We start from the raw sequence: 20,088 nt of genomic DNA, 5'->3' as shown, positions 1-20,088 counted from the left end.
CGAGTGAGGAATCGCAGTGCGTAGAGCGTCCGGACAGTTGGAGGAGTCGGTCCTCGAGTTGCTCGGCGAGCACACGGAACTCTCGGTGGCCCAGGCCCGCGAGCATCTGGGCTCGAATCTCGCCCACACCACGGTCATGACCGCTCTGGTGCGCCTGCACGGGAAAGGCCTGGTCGATCGCGAGCGGCGCGGGCGATCCTTCGTCTACACCCTCAACGCCCCGGTCGACGAGATCCCGGCTCTTCGGGCTGCGATGCGGATGCGCACCGAACTCGGTGCCAGAGCCGAACGCGCAGACGTACTGGCCAGCTTCGTGGCTGCACTCGACCCCGAGGACGAGGCGACGCTGCGCGAACTGCTGGCCAAGTCGGACGCAGCCGAGCAACACCCATGACCCTGCTCCTGGTCGTGGCCGTCCTGCCGTGGGTGCTGTCACTGCTACTGGGATTCGGAGCCGATCAACTCGATCGTCGACTCAATCCGTCGACCGCCGTCGTCCTGTTGCCCATCCTGTCGATGGTGACCGCATTCTCCGTGGCTGCGTCCATGGCCGCACTCGCTGCGGTACTGCTGGCGTCAGGTGAGATTGCCTGGGTAGCGGTAGGAATCATCATTTCTGCGTGGATGTTCTGGCGCGTGATCGAGGTCGCCCGCCATGTTCGACGCGTCGCCGTCGGTGCGTCGATCGCATCGGAATTCGGTGACGAGGCGCGGGCGACGGGCGGCATCGTCGTGGTCGACTCCGACGTTCCCGACGCCTTTGCCGTCCCCTCCGGCGGAGGGGCCGTCGTGATCACCACCGGCCTCGCGGAGGCTTTGTCGGACAACGAATTACGCGCCGTGGTCGAACACGAGCGTGCGCACCTACGGCATCGCCACAGCGTGTGGATTCAGATGTGTGAGATCGCGGCTCGACTGAATCCGATTCTCCGGCCGGTGCCCTCGAAGGTCCGGCACGCCGCCGAGCGTCAGGCCGACGAGAGCGCAGCGTCTCTCGGGCGTCGAGACACGTTGTCTGCCATCGCCAGAACCGCCCTCCTGCGGAAACAACTCGACCATGGAACCCGCACGCTCGCCAGTACCGGCGGCGACGTCGTTCGCCGCGTGCAGGCCCTCAGCGAACCACCACGGCACCGTCGTGATCGCGGGGTTCTCGCGGCCGGTTTGGTGCTGATCCTCGCCTTCACCGTCATTTCCACGGCACTGTTCGACGTCGTTCAAGATGTGGTGGCCCCCGAAACCGGAGAAGTCGCCACCTCGATCTTTCGCTGATCTCGGTCAGATACCGGCGACGCCCGCCAGTTGGCCGATCGCATAGGTGACGGCCATCGCGATCGCACCACCGATCACGATACGAGTCACCGCCGGCCGACTCGGCGCACCGCCGAGGCGCGCACTGATGGTTCCGGTCAACGCCAGAGCCAGCAACACGACGACAAAGGTGACCGGAATACGTTGCGAAGCAGGCAGAAGCAGGATCGAGAGCAACGGCAAGAGCGCACCGCTGATGAACGACACCGCCGACGATGCGGCCGCTTGCCATGGATTGGTCAATGCGTCGGGGTCGATTCCCAACTCGACGTCCACGTGCGCGGCAAATGGATCGTGTTCGGTGAGTTCGCGCGCGACAGTCTGGGCAGTCTCTGCCGAGAGCCCCTTGGCCTCGTACAGCGCCGCGAGCTCGGCCAATTCTTCCTCGGGCTGCTCGTCCAGCTCTTTGCGTTCCTTGATCAACAGGGATCGCTCGGCGTCACGCTGCGTGCTCACCGAGACGTACTCCCCGAGCGCCATCGACACGGCTCCCGCAACAAGCCCCGCAACGCCTGCAGTGAGCAGCGATCCTTTGTCGGTGGTGGCAGCTGCGACACCGACGACCAGGCCGGCAGTGGAGACGATGCCGTCGTTCGCGCCCAACACGCCTGCCCGCAGCCAGTTCAGCCGACCGGACATATCTGCGTGCGGTTCGTGATCGTGCAGGCTCGGCTCGGGCTCACTCATCGACGGCCGTCACTGATACGTCATCCCATGCGGCGCGCGCGCCGGACTCACCGATTCTGTACACCTGGACGATTGTGGTCGCTCCGACAACCACTGCCAACACCACCACCGTAATCGACTGCCAACGCACGGGGGTATTGCCCCGACGCTCACGCAGATGCACGAACACAAGCGCCGCGGCGACGACGACAAGACCGACGGAGAAGAAGATCATCCAGTCGCCGATCTCGGTGTGCTGTTCGACGGCCGCGGTCTCGGGCACGCGCTCCTCGAGCCACTCACCTGCCTCGGTCGTCAGCGGCGTCAACACCAACGTGAACACCGCCAGTGCTGCGATGAGCCACACGAGACGGCTGCGCACACCGGACCAGATGCTGGCCGCGATGGCGAGCAGCGCGGTCAGCGGTGCCAGCACCACGATGAAGTGAACGAGAAGAATGTGGGCCGGTAGGCCGTTGAAGGTGGACATGCGTTCTCCCGCTTGCTTGGAAAGTCGCGTGCACCTCACGCACAACACATGCTACACGTTGTGTAGTAGTTGCATGGATGGGTCCAGTGCCGCCAGGGATCGCCACGCCGAGTCGGGTTCGGCGACCATCGCATGCACGATCTGCTCGAGATTCCGTCCCAGCGCGACAACGGTGTTCGCGTCGAACAATGTTGTGGGATAGACGATATCGACGTCGATACCGATAGCCTTCCCTTGGTCGTCCCGCCGTTCGGTGACGTGCAGATGCAGGTCGCATTTCGCGATGTCGATCGGTCGGGGCGTGATCTCGACACGCGTGTCCCCCAGGTCGAGCGTTGCGGCGGTGAAGACGTCCAACGACAGCGCAACCTGGAAAATCGGATGCTGCCCGGCCACCGTGTCAGAAGCGAGATCGGCGACGACATCCTCGAACGGCACCGATGCATGATCGAAGGCCCGCAGCTCGCTCCCGCGGGCCGCCTGCACCACGTCCTCGACGGTCGTAGCGGACGCGATGTCCGTCCGAATCGCGACGGTGTTGGTGAAGGTACCGACCAGCTGCTCGAGCCTCGGATCGTCGCGTCCGGCAACCGGGGTCCCGACGACGATATCGGTGGAGTCCGTCACCTCCGCGAGCAGAATCAGCAGTGCTGCGCGAAGCACGGTGAATCGTCCTGTCCCACAACGCTGGGCAAGTTCGGTCATTTTCTCCGTGGCGGGTGCATCGAAGCGAAGCGATGTGCGTGCACCGGAGAAATCCCACTCCTGCGGACGTGGCCGGTCCAACGGCAACTCTGTGCCGCTGGGGACACCCGCGAGTTCCGCACGCCAGAAATCGATGTCGGCCGATACATCCCGATCGACGGCCCAGACACTGTAATCGGCGTACTGCAAAAGCAATTCAGGCCACGACGGTGCACTGCCGGCCATCCTGGCGTGATAAGCCAGTACGAAATCCGACGCCAGCAGCCCGAGCGACCACCCGTCCGCTGCGATGTGGTGAACGGCGCACGCCAGCACGTGGTGATCGGGTGCTAGCGCGAACAGTCGAGCACGGATCGGGAACTCGGTACGCACGTCGAGAGGGTGCTCGAGGGTCTCCGTCACTGATGGTGCATCGAAGTCCAGAACGTCGAGGTTCGGTGCCACCCCAGCAGAATCCTGCTCGATCACCTGAACTGGAATCCCGTCGACATCCGGATAGCGCGTGCGCAACGTGCGGTGTCGCTCGATCAGATCGGTCAACGCCTGCGAGGCTGCCGCTGGATCGAACTCCCCGGTTATCGACACCGTGAACGGCAGATTGGACAGCGGTAGCGCTGCGCTTCGATCGATGTGGCGTTGCTGCGGCGCCAGCGGAATTGCAATCACGCCCTGCGACATACCTTGTTCAGGTCTCGAATTATGTTGTAGCCCAACCAGACGGAGTGCATCGATCCGTGCCGCGCAGGACTGGACGGACGGAGCCGCCGCGAGATCTCGGACACCGATGTCCACCGATGCCTCGGCCCGGATCGATGCGACGACTCTGGTCGCGGCCAGTGAGTCACCACCGAGGTCGAAGAACGATGTGGCGCAGTCGACGTCATCTGTGTCGAGTACACGCGAGAAGGCTGCTGCCACCATCTCCTCGGTTGCACCGGACGGCGCAGTTCGATGCCCGGTCGACACCATGGACAGATCGGGTGACGGCAGCGCTCCACGATCGATCTTCCGGTTGATCGTCAGCGGAATCTCGTCGAGAACCGAGATGGTCGCCGGCAGCATATGGGCAGGCAGACGCCCCACGAGATCGTTGCGGATTCGCGTCGTGTCGACGAGTTCCCTCGGCCGCGTCGCGACAATGTACCCGTCGATACGAAGGTCACCAGTTCGACTGCGGCGCAACGACGACGACGCCGCAGCGACTTCCGGATGCGACCGCAGTGCCGCGTCGACCTCCCCCAGTTCGACGCGATTGCCGCGGATCTTGATCTGGTCGTCGGTACGTCCAAGGAACTCCAATGTCCCATCTCCGCGCAGACGCGCCCGATCTCCACTGCGGAACATCCGAAGGCCGCTGCTGCCGAACGGATTCGCGACGAAGCGAGCTGCTGTTTCTGCGGTGCGCCCGAGATATCCACGCGCAACGCCGCGCGTTTCGATGTAGATTTCACCGACTGCACCCGAGGGAACGGGGCGCAACGCCCGATCGAGAAGGTGAATCACCGCCCCCACCATGGCTCGACCGATTCCGTCCGCGCTGCCCAGGTTCAGTGGCTCGGTCATGGTGACACTGCAGGTCGTCTCGGTGGGCCCGTAGGCATTGAGTAGCCGATGACCCACCGACCATCGGTCGACGGTGTCCTGCGGTGCCGATTCACCGCCGATGATGATGGTCCCGACACGCGACAGGGCTGCGGGATCCAGCGTGGCCAGCGCCGAGGGCGTGATCAGCAGATGTGTGATCGATTGCTGGGCAATCAGTTCCGACAGTTCTGCGCCGCCGTAGCTATCCGGCGGGGCGATCACCACTGCCGCGCCGGCGGTTGCTGCGGCGAGCACTTCGACCACAGCGGTATCGAATCCGGGAGAGGCGAGATGGCAGACGCGCGACTCGGCGTCGAGGTCGTAGCTGCTCCTGATCTGTTGCACCAGAGCGGCTATGCCACCGTGAGTGACGACAACGCCTTTGGGAGTGCCGGTGGAGCCGGAGGTGTAGATGACGTACGCCGCGTGGTGCGGTGTCGTCGGAGCGGGTTCATCACCCGGGCCTCCCTCCGCGAGAACGTCATCGAGGTTCAGCCATTCCACCTCGCCCAGCTCGGCACCTCCGGTGCACAGGCCCAACACCGCTCCGCTGTTTCGCACCACGAACTGCGCTCTCTCGCGTGGGTGATTCGGGTCGACCGGAACGTACACCGCACCCACTCGTGCGATGGCCCAGAACGCGACGACCCCCTCCACGGATCGGCCGAGGCGCACGGCGACCCGGTCCTCGCTACCGATTCCTCGTGTACTCCAGGCGGATGCGAGTGCGGCGACTCTCGTATCCAACTCCGCGTAGGTGACCGACACCTCCGCATCCTGGATCGCAATTCGATTGCCGTGCTGCGTGATTGCCGTCGAGAACACATCGTTCAGAGATCCACGCTCGGTCACGGCCGCGCCCACCGAGGCGGGCGTCGTACACGGTTCGTCAGGCAGGAGCAGGTCGAGTTCTGCTATCGCGGTATCTCCGTAGCCGGATTCGGCGAAACGGTCGAGAAAGTGCAGGAATCGAGCGTGGTGGCGCGCCAGGTCGCTCGGTGCGTAGGCGGCAGGATTGGCCTCGAAGTCGATGCGAGGACGCGCTCCACCTCGCCCGGGGTAGATGTTGACGGCGAGGTCCGACACCGGCCCCGTGGTCAGAATGTTGATCTCACCGTCGAAGTTGCCGATGGCGACGGTGTTCGCGAACATCATCACGTTGATCGTCGGCCCGAAACGCCCTGCGCTCAGCGCATTACCACTCTCGGACAACTGAGGTCTGCTGCGCTGATGGCGGAGCACGGCACCGATCGCCACCTCGGTGGACTTGATCACGTTGTTCACCGTCGCAGATCCGATGCCCGGCAGGCTCAGCGGCACAACGTTCGACAACGAGGACCCGGCCCGGCGCAACATCGCCAACGGCCGCGCTGAGACCGGCAACGACAGATCCACGTTCTCGGTGTCGTTCATCCGCGCCAGGTACGCAGCGAAGGCCGCGATCACCACAGTCGACGTCGCATGACCGGCAGCGGTCGGAGAAACCGATCGATCCTCGCCGACGACGATCGGCACCGATGCAGGCTGAGCGATCCGGCCGAGAGGCTCGGCGTGACCCAGGTCTGCGGACTGCCAGTGGGCCCGATCGCGTCGCGCGCGGGTGGAGGTGCGGTAGCGCTCGTCCTCGGCGACAAGCGCGGTCGGCGTCGTCGGATCGATGGTCGCAGGCTCGACGCCACCAGACGCGGCTGCATACAGGGCCGCCGCCCGCTCGAGCACCTTCATCGAGGCATAACCGTCGAGCGCGATGTGGTGGGCTCGGGTGTACCAGAACACGCGATCGTCCCCGACGCGAAGGACCCGCAACCGGACGAGCTGGCCGTCCATCGGGAAGTGCGTGCGGCAATCGTCGTTCATCCACTGCGTCGCCGTGTCGGCCGGCCGGTCGTGTTCGCGGAAATCGAGGATCTCCACCCTGTCGGTCTCCCGAGGCTCGAACCGTTGCATCGGGGTGCCGTCGATCTCGACGATGCGCATCGTCGACGACGAGAACTCTCGATGCGCCCTGCTACCGCACTCGACCAGCGCGTCGAGGTTCACAGCGCCGATGATGTCGACGTAGTACGCAATGGTGAAGGGCACGTCCGGCATGAACTGTTGGGCAATCCAGATGTCGGCCTGGGACGAACTCACAGGTAAGGCGTCGTCGAACATGGTGGTCCCCCCAGGGCGTGCTGCTACTACACAGTCGGTAGTACCACCGTACGCCCCGGCTGCGCGAGACGGACGCCACCACCGACAACGCGCATCCTCAATAACGCGCCACGGTGGTCCCTACCCTCTGGCAATCAGGTGGTCCCATCAACCTGGCAAGCGACAGCGGGCGCTCAACCTCCCAGTAGAGCCAAGTCCGGCGCTCCCGCATAGATGCCGTCAAGGCTCAGCAACGGCACCTCCTTCGAGATCGCGCATGCTGCAATCCAGCGATCGCCGGTGTGAATCTTGTCGTGCAGCGCATGACCTACATGCCTGCATGCAGCGGTCAAAGACGCGTAAGCATCCACGACTCCAGTGTCGATCGAAATCGTAGGGGCCGAATCGAGCTTTGCCCGGGTGTGAGTCAATTTGCGCTCACCCCAATTGCCCACCATCGCTCCCGCGAGTACCTCTGCCCTCGTCTGGAAGGCAATCACAACCTGAAGTCCAGCCAGTTGTGCACGGAGTTGTTCGACAGGAAGGCCACGATTCGCAGCCTTGACCGGGTCGATGTACAGGATGCTGAATACGTCGGTATCAACGAGAACAGCACCCCGACTCACGGGCCGGGTCATAGACCGATAGCCGCAAAGAACGCGTCAGCTTCATCGTCGCTCACCCCGTCTATCCCCCCGGGCTCGATACCGGATGCAGCAGCCAGGATGTCTTCGAGGGAGACCGGGTCGGGGACACCTGTCTCCGCTATTGCTTCAGGAAGGGCAACCATCCTGGCGTTCAACAGCCTCTTCAACTGTCCGCCCGCGTCGGCTTCCGGGCTACCGGTCACGGTTACGTACCTGCCGAGCAACGGACCGAGTCCCGAGTCGTCGGCCACGTCGGGGAGAGCGACCTGGTTGCCGGCGTCATCCTCCACCTGAAAGCGGTGTGTATGTAGGTTCGCCGAGTACAGGCGTCCGATAAAGGTTCGGAGTTCGGTCGACACGCCAGTTGCGACCTGCCAGGTCTCGGGTCGAAGTGCAGCCGTATCGAATGTCTGCAAGGTCAGTCCATCGGCTTTGAACTCGACCTCCGGAGCAGCACGACGAAGCGCCGATGCCAATTCGCCAGCCGCGCTCGAAAGCGAATCACTCACCCAGTCCGGCCGATGGTCGAGACCGATCGATTCCACCAACTTCTGGAATGTTGCGTCGAAGCCTTCCTCGTCTGCCAGATCGAAATCCAACGCATCCGCACCAGCTCCTGCGCGGCGAACAAGAAGTTTGGTGCTGCCAGGGGTCAACCCGATGACCAGATTGGCAACCCGGTGCACTCGTGAGGGTGCGCGGCCGAGCCGATCGGCATCGGTCTCGCTTCGGCCGATACTCATAGCAACTGCCTTGAGACCCATTACGAGAGCAATCAGGTCGTTGGCATCCAGCTCGCCCTCAGGTGCAGTCACTCCCTTCAGTCGAAACTCGAACTGAGTGGTCACGGCTATCACCTTCTCACTGGGGCGCATTCTGACGTCTTCGTCCATTGTGCGCGATCGACACATATCCCGCGTCGAAGATCATTGCAGTTGCCTCCGACACGTCCATTGCCGCGAGGCCCCGGTGTCCTAAGGTGACACCCGTGCCGCAGAGCAACCACTACCACCACTTGATGTTCGGCCCTGCTGCGATTGCGCGACAGAAGGTCGACGGCAGTTTCACCGCCTACGGATCACAGACCGAGCGACCGGACGACGGCCCGACGCCTCTCGACACTCGCGAGAAGGCCATGATTCGCGCGCTCGATCAGTTCCAGATCGCCACTGTCGCCGAGACCGGGTGGCCCTACATCCAGTACCGAAGTGGCCCGAAGGGCTTTCTGCAGGTCCTCGACGACCACACGTTGGGTTTCGCCGATTTCGCCGGTAACCACCAGTACGTGACGGCGGCCAATCTCGATCACGACGATCGCGTCGCACTGCTTCTCGTGAATTACCCTCTGCGTCAACGCCTCAAGCTCTACGGACGGGCACGTACCGTCGAAGCGGCCGACGACCCCGAGCTACTGGAACGATTGAGAAAGATCGGCGACATGACCGTCGCCGCCACGTGCGAACGTAGCGTCGTCATCGACGTCGAGGCATTCGATTGGAACTGCACTCGCAGCATCATCCCTCGGTACGACGCGGCCTACCTCGCGGAGCTGTCCGAGGTCTACCAGCGCAAGGCAGGCGAGCGGGAACAGGAACTGCTACAGCGCATTTCGGAGCTCGAAGATCAGCTCACGCAGTCTTCGACGCATAGAAGCGACCCAGGAACTCCGTCTTGAATTCCGCGAAGCGTCCCTGATCGATGGAGGCGCGAATGTCGTCGACCAGCTTGACCGTGAAGCGCTCGTTGTGGATGGTGCACAGCGTCGAGGCGAGCATCTCCTTGGCCTTGAACAGGTGATGAATGTACGCGCGGGTGTAGTGCGCGCAGGTGTAGCAGTCGCAGTTCTCGTCGATCGGGGTGAAGTCGCGTCGATGCTTGGCGGTGTTGATGTTGAAGCGTCCCGTCGGCACGTAGATCGCCGCATTGCGGGCCACGCGTGACGGATTGACGCAGTCGAACGTGTCGGCACCGTTCTCGATGGCGGTGAAGAAGTCGTCCGGCTCGCTGATGCCGAGCATGTGCCGCGGCTTGTGTTCGGGCAGTTCCTCGTTCACCCACCGGGTGATGGTGCCCAGGTTCTGCTTCTCGAGTGCACCGCCGATGCCGTAGCCGTCGAAGCCGCGCCCTGTCTCTCCGGTGATGGTCTCGAGATCGTGTGCGGCCTTGCGTCGTAGATCCTCGTACTGCGCGCCCTGCACCACCCCGAACAGCGCTTGATACGGCTTGTCGGCGCGCTCGACGGTCAGTCGCTCGTGCTCGAGGACGCATCGCTTCGCCCACGCCTGGGTGCGGTCGACCGACTTCTCCTGGTAGCCGCGGGTATTCATCAGCGTGGTCAGCTCGTCGAACGCGAACATGATGTCTGCTCCGAGGCGATGTTGAATCTGCATCGACACCTCGGGGGTGAATCGGTGCTTGGAGCCGTCGAGGTGAGACTTGAACGTCACCCCGTCGTCGTCGACGTGCGCGAGGCGTTCCTTGCCCTCGGCGATGACGTCGTCGGACTGCACGCGCGTGGCGTCCATCGAGATGACCTTCTTGAACCCGACGCCGAGCGACATCACCTGAAATCCGCCGCTGTCGGTGAACGTCGGCCCGTCCCAGTTCATGAACTTGCCCAGCCCACCCGCCTCGTCGACGATGTCCGAGCCCGGCTGCAGATACAGGTGGTAGGCGTTGGCGAGCACCGCCTGCGCGCCGAGCTCCTTCATCGCCTCCGGCAGCACCGCTTTGACGGTCGCCTTGGTTCCCACCGCGATGAACGCGGGGGTGGCGATGTCGCCGTGCGGGGTGTGGATGGTGCCGGTGCGGCCCAGCTCACCGTCGAGCCGGGTGCCGATATCGAAGCCGAAACTGGAGGAACTCACCGCGTCAGTATGCCGCTGCGCGGCAGTGGTGCGGTTAAGTGCCCTCGGCGGCACCTATTCCTGCCACTGCGGCGCCAGCCGCATTCAGGCGGAAGTAGGCGCCCTTGGCCGCGAGCAGTTCCTCGTGATTGCCCTGCTCGACGATGCTGCCGTTCTCCATCACCACGATGGTGTCCGCGTCGCGGATGGTCGAAAGCCGGTGCGCGATAACGAAGCTGGTGCGATCGGTGCGCAGCTTCGCGGTGGCCTTCTGCACCAGCAGTTCGGTACGGGTGTCGACGGAGCTGGTGGCCTCGTCGAGGATGAGGATCAGCGGCTTGGCCAGGAAAGCGCGGGCGATGGTGATGAGCTGCTTCTCACCGGCGCTGACGTTGTTGCCTTCCTCGTCGATGATCGTGTCGTAGCCGTCGGGCAACGAGTGGACGAAGCGGTCGACGTAGCTCACTCGCGCGGCCTCGAGGATTTCCTCCTCGCTGGCACTCGGGTCGCCGTAGGCGATGTTGTCGCGAATGGTTCCGCCGAACAACCAGGTGTCCTGCAGCACCATTCCGGTGCGAGCGCGTAGTTCCTCGCGGGTCATCTTGCGGGTGTCGACGCCGTCGAGGGTGATTCGGCCGGAATCGATCTCGTAGAACCGCATGATGAGGTTCACCAGGGTGGTCTTGCCCGCGCCGGTCGGTCCGACGATCGCGACCAGATGCCCGGGATCGGCCACCAACGAGAGGTTCTCGATGAGCGGGCGGTCGGGAGAGTAACCGAACGAGACGTCCTCGAATTCGACGCGTCCTCGGCGCTCGGTGGGCCGCACCGCATCGGCCGGGTCGGCGTCTTCTTCCTCGGCGTCGAGGACTTCGAAGATGCGCTCGGCCGACGCGACACCCGACTGCACCAGGTTCACCATCGAACCCACCTGCGTGAGCGGTTGCGTGAACTGACGCGAGTACTGGATGAACGCCTGCACCTCACCGAGCGTGAGTGTGCCCGACGCGACCCGCAGCCCGCCGACCACGGCGATGACCACGTAGTTGATGTTCCCGAGGAACATGATGACGGGCATGATCATGCCGGAGATGAACTGCGCCCGGAAGCTCGACTGGAACAACTTCTCGTTGCGCTCGCCGAACTCGCGTTCCACCTCGGCCTGACGACCGAAGGCCTTGACGATCTCGTGGCCAGTGTACGTCTCTTCGATCTGCGCGTTGAGCTTGCCGGTGTGCTTCCACTGCGCGACGAAGTGCGGTTGTGAACGCTTGGCGATGACGGCGGTCACCGCGAACGACGCCGGAATGGTCAGCACCGCAACGAGAGCCAGCAACGGCGAGATCCAGATCATGACGCCGAGGATGCCCAACACGGTGAGAATGCCGGTGATCAACTGACTGAGCGTCTGCTGCAGGCTCGTGGAGACGTTGTCGATGTCGTTGGTGACGCGGCTCAGTGTCTCGCCGCGAGCGTGGTTGTCGAAGTACTTGAGCGGCAGTCGATGCACCTTCGCTTCGACGCTGCCGCGCAGCAACAGGATTCGACGCTGCAGCGCGATGTTGAGGATGTATCCCTGCGCCCAGGCCAGCACCGCAGAGAGCACATACAGAACCAGGACCCACAACAGCACGGTTCCCACTGCACCGAAGTCGATTCCGGCTCCTGGGGTCAGGTTCGTCCCGGACACCAGATCGGCGACGGAGTCGTTTCCCTCCGCCCGGAGCTGGTCGATGGCTTGATCTCGGGTCAGACCCGGATCGAGCTCGCGACCGACGACGCCGTTGAAGATGAGGTCCGTCGCGTGTCCGAGGACGCTGGGTGCCGCGACGGTCAGCACGGTGCTGGCGATACCGAATGCCAGCATTACCGACAGGAGCAGTCGCTCGGGAGCGAGCAGGCCCACCAGACGCTTGAACGAACCCTTGAAGTTGCGGGCCTTGGTTCCCGGCTTCACAGTCTTGGAGACGGGGGCGATCTCCTCCTCTTCCGTCTTCTCCACCTGCGCGGTCACAGTGCACCCACTGCGTGCTGCGAGTCGACGATCTCGGCGTAGGTGGGGCAATCGGCCATCAATTGGTCGTGGGTACCCACACCTACCGGCTTTCCGTCGTCGAGTACGAGTATCTGATCGGCGTCGATGATGGTCGAGACGCGCTGCGCGACAACGATCATGCAGGCATCTCTCGTCACTGCCTTCAGAGCCCCGCGCAGATTGGCGTCGGTGGTGAGGTCGAGTGCGGAGAACGAGTCGTCGAACAGATAGATGCTGGGTTTGCGCACCAGCGCGCGGGCGATGGCGAGGCGTTGCCGCTGACCGCCGGAGACCGTCGTACCGCCCTGCGCGACGGGAGTGTCCAATCCCTCCGGCATGGCCCGAACGAAGTCGGCTCCCTGGGCGATCTCGAGTGCCTCCCACAGTTCCTCGTCGGTGGCGTCGGATTTGCCGTAGCGCAGGTTGCTCGCGATGGTGCCCGAGAACAGGTACGGCTTCTGCGGGATCAGGCCTATCTCGGAGCGCAGCAGATCCAGATCGAGCTCGCGGATGTCGACTCCGCCGACGCGTACCTCACCGCCGGTGACGTCGATGAGTCGCGGAATCAGGTTGACGAGGGTGGACTTTCCCGAGCCGGTGCCGCCGATGATGGCGGTGACCTTGCCGGCCTCCGCACGCAGGTTCACTCCGCACAACACCGGATATTCGGCACCGGGGAATGAGAATTCGGCGTTCACGAGCTCGACCGTTCCCGGCGAGGACGCGAAAGTCTTGGGCTTGTCCGGCAACACGACCGAGGATTCGGTGGCCAGTACCTCGCTGATGCGGTCGGCACACACCGACGCGCGGGGAACCATCATCGCGATGAAGGAGGCCATCATCACCGACATGAGAATGAGCATGATGTAGCTCAGAAGTGCTGTGAGAGAGCCGATCTGCATCGTGCCGTCGTCGATCGCATGGCCGCCGAACCAGATGACGGCAACGCTGGTGACGTTGCTGATGAGCATGACCGTCGGGAACATCAATGCCATGAGCCGTCCGACGCGCAGGGCGGTATCGGTGAGTGCGGCGTTGGCCGACCCGAAACGGTCGATCTCGAAATCCTCGCGAACGAAGGCTCGCACCACGCGAATTCCGGTGATCTGCTCGCGCAGGACACGATTGACGGCGTCGATGCGCTTCTGCATCGAGCGGAACGCCGGGACCATCTTGACGATGATCAGGCCCATGGAGATCGCGAGCCCCGGCACCGCGATCATCAGGATCCACGACAACCCGAGATCCTCGCGCAGCGACATCACGATGCCGCCGACGCACATGATCGGTGCCATCACCACGATGGTGAACCCCATGACGATCACCAGCTGCACCTGCTGAACATCGTTGGTGTTGCGGGTGATCAGCGACGGCGCTCCGAACTGGCCGACCTCACGGGCGGAGAACGTGCCGACGCGATGCAGGATGGCACCGCGCAGGTCGCGTCCGACACCCATGGCCGCGCGCGCACCGATGAACACCGCGGCCACCGAGCTGATGATCTGTACTGCCGAGACCAGCAACATGACTCCGCCGGCCGAGAGGATGTAGCCGGTGTCGCCGGTGGTGACGCCCTTGTCGATGATGTCGGCGTTGAGACTGGGCAGGAACAGGGCAGCCAGCGTGGCCACGAGTTGCAGCAGAATCAACGCGACGATCGGCATCTTGTACGGAGCCAGATACGTGCGCAGCAGGGGGATCAGCATGATGACCGAAGATTACTCGTACACATGGATAACAGTCTCTCCGTTCGAGTATTACGGGTAATCTTCGGCCTCTCAGCTGCGACGCGAGTACTACGCGCGCTTCTCCGGGGCCGTCTTCAGCTTGGCACCTTCGATGTCGACGTTGGGCAGGATCTTGTCCAGCCACTTCGGCAGCCACCAGGCCTTGTCGCCCATCAGCGCCATCACCGACGGAATCAGCACCATGCGCACGACGAAGGCGTCGAAGAACACGGCTGCGGCAAGAGCGAATCCGATGGACTTGATGAACGAGTCCGGCTCGGCGATGAACGCGGCGAACACCGAGATCATGATGACTGCGGCCGAGGTGACCACGCGAGCGCCGTACTTGAAACCGTTGACGACGGCATCCTTGGCGGCGGCTCCGTGGACGAACTCCTCACGCATCCGCGAGACGAGGAACACCTGGTAATCCATCGCCAGGCCGAACACGACGCCGATGAGGAAGATCGGCATGAAGCTGACGATCGGCTGCGGGTTGGAGATCAGGCCGAGCCCGCCCTCTTGGAAGATGAACACCGTGGCACCGAACGTCGCGAGCACGCTGAGCAGGAAGCCGAGGGTCGCGGTCAACGGCACCAGGATCGAGCGGAACACGAGCATCAGCAGCACGAACGCCAGGCCGACCACCACTGCCAGGTACGGAATCAACGCGTCCTGCAGTCGTTCGGAGACGTCGAGTTCGAGCGCCGTCTGACCGGTGACGCCGTACGAGACGCCGTCGCTGGCCTGCACGCCCGGTTCGGCATTGCGGATATTGGCCACCAGGTCCTTGGTCTGCTCGCTGTTGGGCGAGGAGGACGGGGTGACGAGGATCTGAGCGGTGTCACCGGCCGGGTTGACGGCGATGATCTGCGCGTTGGTGACGTCGGACTGACCGGTGATGGTCTCGACGACCTTGCCGAACGAGGCAGTCCGGTCGGCCTCGGCAACGCCGGATGCGTCGGCGATGACGAGCAACGGTCCGTTGCGTCCCGGCCCGAAGCCCTCGTCGACGATGTCGTAGGCCTGACGTGCGGGCGTCGACGGGTCGGCGGTGGCGGTGGACGGCAGTGCCAACGACAGTCCTGTGGTCGGGCCTGCGATGACACCGAGCAGCACTATGCCGCCGATGAGACCCAGCGCGGGCCTCTTGACCAGGAACCGCGCCCAACGCAGTCCGTTGGTGGCCTTGGCGTTCGGGTCCTCGGGATCGGTGGTGTTGACGAACTTGACCTTGCCCGCGAAGGCTTTGCCCTTGTAGAGACCGAGCATGGCCGGCAGGAACGTCAGTGCGATCAGGACCGCGATGAACACCGCGAATCCGGCTGCCGCACCCATCTGGGACAGGAACGGAATGCCGACGACGCGCAGCGCGACGAGGGCGATGAGTACGGTCGCGCCGGCGAATACGACGGCCGAGCCTGCGGTTCCCACGGACCGTCCGACGGCTTCCTCGCGGTCGTCGGTGAGCGTCAACTCGTGTCGATAGCGGGCGAGAATGAAGAGCGAGTAGTCGATGGCGACGGCCAAGCCGATCATGATGGCCAGAACCGGCGTGAACGACGACAGGTCAGCAAAACCGGACGCCGTGGTGATCGCCAGACTCGAGATGCCAATGCCGACGATGGCCGTGATGAGCGGCAGGCTGGCGGCTGCGGCGGAGCCGAACATGATGAGCAGCACAACGGCGGCGACGGCGAGACCGACGAGTTCGGAGGTTCCACCGGGCGAGACGTTCTCCTGCGCGACGGTGCCGCCGAGCAGAACCGTCAGGCCTGCGTCACGGGCGGGCTGCGCGGCCTCGTCGAGCTGGGTGCGGATCTCATCGGTGACGTCGGCCAGTTCGACGTTGATCGGCACGGTGACCGTGCCGACGTTGCCGTTGGGGCTCAGCGGTGACGTGGCAGCGGCGTCGGCGGCCACCTGATCGGCCGGGGTGCCTGCCTCCGTTGCCGCTTCGGTGTACCGCTCGATGATCGACTGGTTGGCTGCGACCGGATTGGCCAGTGCCGGAGCGCCTTCCGCAGGCTTGGCCGCGTCGATCTTCTCGATTTCGGCGATGCTGGCATCGATGGCCGAGGTGTACTGCGGGGTGTCCAGCGTCTGCCCGTCGGGTGCCTGGAACACGTACTCGGCACTGACCGCGGTGAGCGGATCCTCGGCGTTGCCGAAGCGCTCCTCCTGCAGGTCCAGTGCGGCCTGGGCGGGCGTACCCGGGATGGAGAACGAGTTGACCGTCGGGCCGGACAGCGTCGCTGCGCCCACCCCGGCGAGAACCAGAATCGCCAGCCACAGTCCGAGGACCATGCCCTTGCGTCGGTACGCGAATCTTCCGATTCGGTAGAGATAGGTGGCCACTGTCAAGCTCCTCGGTTGTGTTCGGACGAGTGGGGTTCGGGTAGGCCCGCGCGGAGTTGGTCGAAGGCGTCCTCGATGAGCGCCCTCGGCGTCGATGCGCCTGCGGAGTCGGTGACCCAGATGTTCAGCGCTGCAGTGACGGCACCACCGACGGCCATCTGGAGCAGGTTGGGGTAGAGATCGGTGTCGATATCGGTGCCGGTTCGCTCGGCGATGGCTTCGCCGAGTTTGCGGGTAAGCGATTGGTGCATCTCGAGCTTGCGGGCCATCAGGGCGGGGTTGGCTTCGATCAGCCGCGCTGCCGCAAAGGTGTCGTCCAGATCCCGGCCGGGGTCCGCGACGAGGTCGATTGCGATGTGCCGCAACGAGTCCCAGATCGGTTCGGTCGCCGGCCTGGCGCGCAGGAGCTCGAACCATTCGAGGGCAGACACCTCGATGTGATGGAGAACTGCTTCTTCCTTGTTGGAGAAGTAGTTGTGGAACGTACGGGTGGAGACTCCCGCTTCGTGCGCGATGGCGTCGGCGGTGACCGCGTCGATGCCGTGCTCCTTGCCCAGACGCACGGCGGCCACGCCGAGTGCGTCGCGGGTTGCAGCCTTCTTCAGATCACGAAGGCCCGTCGGAGAAGTCACGACTACCAACCTACGGAACTTGCACTGTTCTGCAAGTTTGCAGTGATGTGCAATTTTGTCGATCGCGCCACACCGAAGTTCGGATGTGACTCACGTCATCGACGAGCCCACGCAGTCGGCTCGCTGATGAGTTCCCCCACGAAGTCCGGCAAGTCGTTCTCGACGATGTCCGCCAGCGAGACCGCCTCGAGCACCGCCCGCAGATTGGCGCGTACGGCAAGCCACACCCGGGTGAGCGGCTCGGCCGGACCGGAGTACTCCGCATCCTCGGGCCGCTGACCGCGCACCGACGCCAGCGGGCCCTCCACGGCCCTCATCACGTCGGCAACAGAAATGTCCGACGCCTCCCGCGCCAGCCAGTAGCCGCCGTCGGGTCCCCGTCTACTGCACACCAGATCTGCTCGACGCAGATCGGAGAGCACCGATTCGAGAAACTTGTGCGGAATTCCCTGCGCCAGGGCCAGCGCCTCGGCCTTCGCGGGTCGCTGCCCACCGACCGCCGCGAGTTCGACGAGCGTCCGAACTGCGTAGTCCGCCTTGGCCGTGATGTGCACGCTCAATTCCTACCATTGCAATAGGGAATTAGCGAGCAGTTGCCGGAATGCCCCGAAGCGTCAGGAACCGTCCGGTATCGCCACGACCACCTCGTTGCGACGCAGCGGCGGCAAGGTCCACGGAGGATCGTAGAACCAGGTCATCGGCTCACCGAGCATCTCGATGTCGTGTGCACGCAGCGCTTCGACCAACGCGGCCATCTGCGGTTCGACGTCGTCCCGGCTGCGACCTCCGCTGAAACGCAGCACGGCCACCGTCTCCGCCGGGACCTCCGTCAACGTCACCCGGTCGTCGTTGGGCGTGGGCAGCGTGTCCATCGTCCACTCGGCCGGCATGAAGAACCGGACGACCCAGCCGTCGTTGCCGGGCGTGCTCGACACGGGGGCAGTCATCGCAATCTTCTTCGAGTCTGCGGGCGACTGACTGACGGGAGCGGTCATGGCAACCTTCTGCTTGCCCCCGTTTCCACCGAATATGTACCGGGCCAGGCGACGGAAACCTTCCTGGCGTGCCTCGTCCTCATCGGCATCGACCGTGGTCTGCGCCGCGATGCGTGGTGAGTAACGACGGATCTCCACCGCATCGGTCAGTCGCCGACTCGTGTGCGGCGGTTCCTCGGTACCGACCCGAATGCCGACGACACTCAACACGGACTCGCCCACCTGCCCGACCGTGGACGCGATTTTCTGAAACATGTCCGACTCCGCTCCCTCGACCGATGCGTGCGCCCTCCACGGTACGAGCCGTAGGAAAGTAGGGCAGGCAGCGTTACACTCAACCTCTTACTGTCACGCGGGAGGTTCGATGAGCGACTGGATCGGTTCGGCGTGGAATGCACTGCCCGAACCGCTGCGCGACCCCGTCGCGCTGGCCATTCCCGCGTTCGCGCTGCTGCTGGCCATCGAGTGGATTGCCGCCGCGAAGCTAGAAGACGGCTCTCGCGGCAGCTACTCCGCCAGGGATGCGCGCGCCAGCCTGAGCATGGGCCTGGTCTCGATCGCGACCACCACGGCGTGGAAGGCGCTCGCCCTCGTCGGCTACACCGCCATCTACGTCTACGTTGCGCCGTGGCATCTCCCGGCCGACGCCTGGTACACGTGGGTGATCCTGATCCTGGGCGTCGACCTGCTGTTCTACGGCTATCACCGCATCGCGCATCGCACCCGACTGATCTGGGCAACGCATCAGGCTCATCATTCGAGCGAGTACTTCAACTTCGCGGCTGCGCTGCGACAGAAATGGAACAACAGCGGCGAGGTCATCATGTGGCTACCGCTCCCGCTGCTGGGAATGCCGCCATGGATGGTGTTCGTCGGCTTCTCGATCAACCTCGTCTACCAATTCTGGGTCCACACCGAGCGCATCGACCGACTGCCGCGTCCGTTCGAGTTCGTCTTCAACACGCCCTCGCATCATCGCGTCCATCACGGCCGCGATCCTCAGTATCTCGACAAGAATTACGGCGGCATCCTCATCGTCTGGGACCGACTGTTCGGCACCTACGCCGAGGAAGTCGAGCGCCCCAACTACGGCCTCACCAAGCCCATCGACACGTTCAACATCTGGACCCTCCAGACACACGAATACCGCAACATCGCACGGGATGTCGCGGCATCGCGGTCATGGAAGGAACGCGTCGGATATCTCGTCGGGCCGCCGGGATGGACGCCTGCGGCCGCGAGAGAACGCGCTACTGCTGACTCAGATTGATCAGGAAGTCGACGGTTCCCGAGCCCTCCACGGTGACGAAGCCGAGCGACGGCGGTTCGATGCCGTAATCGGCCCACGTGGTCGGAATTGCGCCCGACGCGATGAGCGTGTCACCGGACTGCAGCACCTCCATCTGCACCGAGACCGGACGCGTCTGGTCCTTGAGCGTCAATGTGCCCTCGGCGGTGACGGTTTGGGTGGTGCCGTCCTTGGGCAGCGAGGACAGGTCGATCGGCGAGTCGATGTCGAACGTCGCCGTCGGGTAGGCGGCGGTCTCGAAGATGTTGCCGCGGAACTGGCTGTCACGACGATCGCTGTCGGTGGTGATCGAGTTGGTCATCACGACCACCTGTCCCTCGGTGAGGGTGTCGTCGGCGATGACGACGTTGCCCGAGACCTCGGTCGTCGACCCGACCACAGTGACATCGGACCCGTTGAGCAGTTCGTCGACGGTATAGCCCGCGGCGGTGGCGTTGGCAGCGTCACCTGGGGTGACGATCCACCGTCCATCGATGCTCTCGGTGCTGGCGGCCTGCGCGCCCGAGGTGGACACCGATGCTGCCGGTGCGTCGTCTTCCTGGAGCGATGCGTAGATCTTGGGGCCGAAGTACAGCCCGAGCGCCGCCACGACGACAACAACCACTCCGACGATCCACCATTTCTTGGTCATGACTGCCGATGGTAGTTGC

17 protein-coding genes are annotated in these 20,088 nt (G+C 64.0%); 4 read left to right on the top strand and 13 right to left on the bottom strand.

What is annotated here, in order from left to right; all coding sequences use genetic code 11:
* The first annotated feature begins 16 nt into the window (after positions 1–16).
* Positions 17–394: a BlaI/MecI/CopY family transcriptional regulator gene (locus R3P95_RS17860; RefSeq protein WP_317549034.1), complete on the top strand. Its 378-nt coding sequence runs from the start codon at positions 17–19 to the stop codon at positions 392–394.
* A complete protein-coding gene (locus tag R3P95_RS17855; protein ID WP_317549033.1) occupies positions 391–1,272 on the top strand; it encodes a M56 family metallopeptidase in 882 nt (293 codons plus the stop codon). Before R3P95_RS17860 ends, R3P95_RS17855 begins: the two co-directional genes overlap by 4 nt.
* A 6-nt stretch (positions 1,273–1,278) precedes the next feature.
* On the opposite strand, the gene R3P95_RS17850 is transcribed toward R3P95_RS17855, so the two are convergent.
* From R3P95_RS17850 to R3P95_RS17830, 5 genes are all read right to left on the bottom strand, one after another.
* Positions 1,279–1,998, bottom strand: a complete 720-nt coding sequence (locus R3P95_RS17850; RefSeq protein WP_068054727.1) for a VIT1/CCC1 transporter family protein — start codon at positions 1,996–1,998, stop codon at positions 1,279–1,281.
* Positions 1,991–2,467 carry a DUF2231 domain-containing protein gene (locus tag R3P95_RS17845; protein ID WP_149407228.1) on the bottom strand — a complete coding sequence of 159 codons (477 nt, stop codon included), beginning with the start codon at positions 2,465–2,467 and terminating at the stop codon, positions 1,991–1,993. The genes R3P95_RS17850 and R3P95_RS17845 overlap by 8 nt, the downstream gene beginning before the upstream one ends.
* 51 nt (positions 2,468–2,518) lie before the next feature.
* On the bottom strand, positions 2,519–6,889 hold the full coding sequence (locus tag R3P95_RS17840) for an amino acid adenylation domain-containing protein (RefSeq protein WP_317549032.1): 4,371 nt from the start codon (positions 6,887–6,889) through the stop codon (positions 2,519–2,521).
* Between the two features lie 194 nt (positions 6,890–7,083).
* Positions 7,084–7,515, bottom strand: a complete 432-nt coding sequence (locus R3P95_RS17835; RefSeq protein ID WP_317549031.1) for a PIN domain-containing protein — start codon at positions 7,513–7,515, stop codon at positions 7,084–7,086.
* An 8-nt stretch (positions 7,516–7,523) separates the two neighbouring features.
* Positions 7,524–8,384 carry a hypothetical protein gene (locus R3P95_RS17830; RefSeq protein WP_317549030.1) on the bottom strand — a complete coding sequence of 287 codons (861 nt, stop codon included), beginning with the start codon at positions 8,382–8,384 and terminating at the stop codon, positions 7,524–7,526.
* A 170-nt stretch (positions 8,385–8,554) separates the two neighbouring features.
* Here R3P95_RS17830 and R3P95_RS17825 point away from each other — a divergent pair, with 170 nt between their 5' ends.
* Positions 8,555–9,211, top strand: coding sequence for a pyridoxamine 5'-phosphate oxidase family protein (locus R3P95_RS17825; protein ID WP_394855437.1), 657 nt, complete (start codon positions 8,555–8,557; stop codon positions 9,209–9,211).
* On the opposite strand, the gene tgt is transcribed toward R3P95_RS17825, so the two are convergent.
* From tgt to R3P95_RS17790, 7 genes are all read right to left on the bottom strand, one after another.
* The gene (gene tgt / locus R3P95_RS17820) at positions 9,165–10,403 is read right to left on the bottom strand and encodes a tRNA guanosine(34) transglycosylase Tgt (RefSeq protein ID WP_094668999.1); all 1,239 of its coding nucleotides are present in this window, start codon (positions 10,401–10,403) and stop codon (positions 9,165–9,167) included. The two genes, R3P95_RS17825 and tgt, sit on opposite strands and share 47 nt — an antisense overlap.
* Positions 10,404–10,437: 34 nt before the next feature.
* Positions 10,438–12,384 (bottom strand): ABC transporter ATP-binding protein, encoded by a 1,947-nt coding sequence (locus R3P95_RS17815; RefSeq protein ID WP_317549082.1) that lies wholly within the window; start codon positions 12,382–12,384, stop codon positions 10,438–10,440.
* 8 nt (positions 12,385–12,392) lie between these two features.
* Positions 12,393–14,123: an ABC transporter ATP-binding protein gene (locus R3P95_RS17810; protein WP_317533799.1), complete on the bottom strand. Its 1,731-nt coding sequence runs from the start codon at positions 14,121–14,123 to the stop codon at positions 12,393–12,395.
* Between the two features lie 90 nt (positions 14,124–14,213).
* Positions 14,214–16,502, bottom strand: coding sequence for an MMPL family transporter (locus R3P95_RS17805; protein ID WP_317533800.1), 2,289 nt, complete (start codon positions 16,500–16,502; stop codon positions 14,214–14,216).
* Positions 16,503–16,504: 2 nt separating this feature from the next.
* The gene (locus tag R3P95_RS17800; RefSeq protein WP_317549028.1) at positions 16,505–17,143 is read right to left on the bottom strand and encodes a TetR/AcrR family transcriptional regulator; all 639 of its coding nucleotides are present in this window, start codon (positions 17,141–17,143) and stop codon (positions 16,505–16,507) included.
* 86 nt (positions 17,144–17,229) lie between these two features.
* Positions 17,230–17,688: an RrF2 family transcriptional regulator gene (locus R3P95_RS17795; protein ID WP_300519677.1), complete on the bottom strand. Its 459-nt coding sequence runs from the start codon at positions 17,686–17,688 to the stop codon at positions 17,230–17,232.
* A gap of 60 nt (positions 17,689–17,748) precedes the next feature.
* Entirely contained in the window at positions 17,749–18,384 is a 636-nt protein-coding gene (locus tag R3P95_RS17790; RefSeq protein WP_317549027.1) for an SOUL family heme-binding protein, read from the bottom strand.
* Between the two features lie 109 nt (positions 18,385–18,493).
* Here R3P95_RS17790 and R3P95_RS17785 point away from each other — a divergent pair, with 109 nt between their 5' ends.
* Positions 18,494–19,399 (top strand): sterol desaturase family protein, encoded by a 906-nt coding sequence (locus R3P95_RS17785; protein ID WP_317549026.1) that lies wholly within the window; start codon positions 18,494–18,496, stop codon positions 19,397–19,399.
* Here R3P95_RS17785 and R3P95_RS17780 read toward each other — a convergent pair.
* A complete protein-coding gene (locus R3P95_RS17780; protein ID WP_300519657.1) occupies positions 19,380–20,069 on the bottom strand; it encodes a YceI family protein in 690 nt (229 codons plus the stop codon). The genes R3P95_RS17785 and R3P95_RS17780 overlap by 20 nt on opposite strands.
* Positions 20,070–20,088 lie beyond the last annotated feature (19 nt).

This window comes from Rhodococcus cercidiphylli, from assembly GCF_033042225.1.
Classification (GTDB): domain Bacteria; phylum Actinomycetota; class Actinomycetes; order Mycobacteriales; family Mycobacteriaceae; genus Rhodococcoides.
The sequence above is the reverse complement of the archived record's forward strand: the minus strand, read 5'-3'. Positions and strand labels throughout refer to the sequence as shown.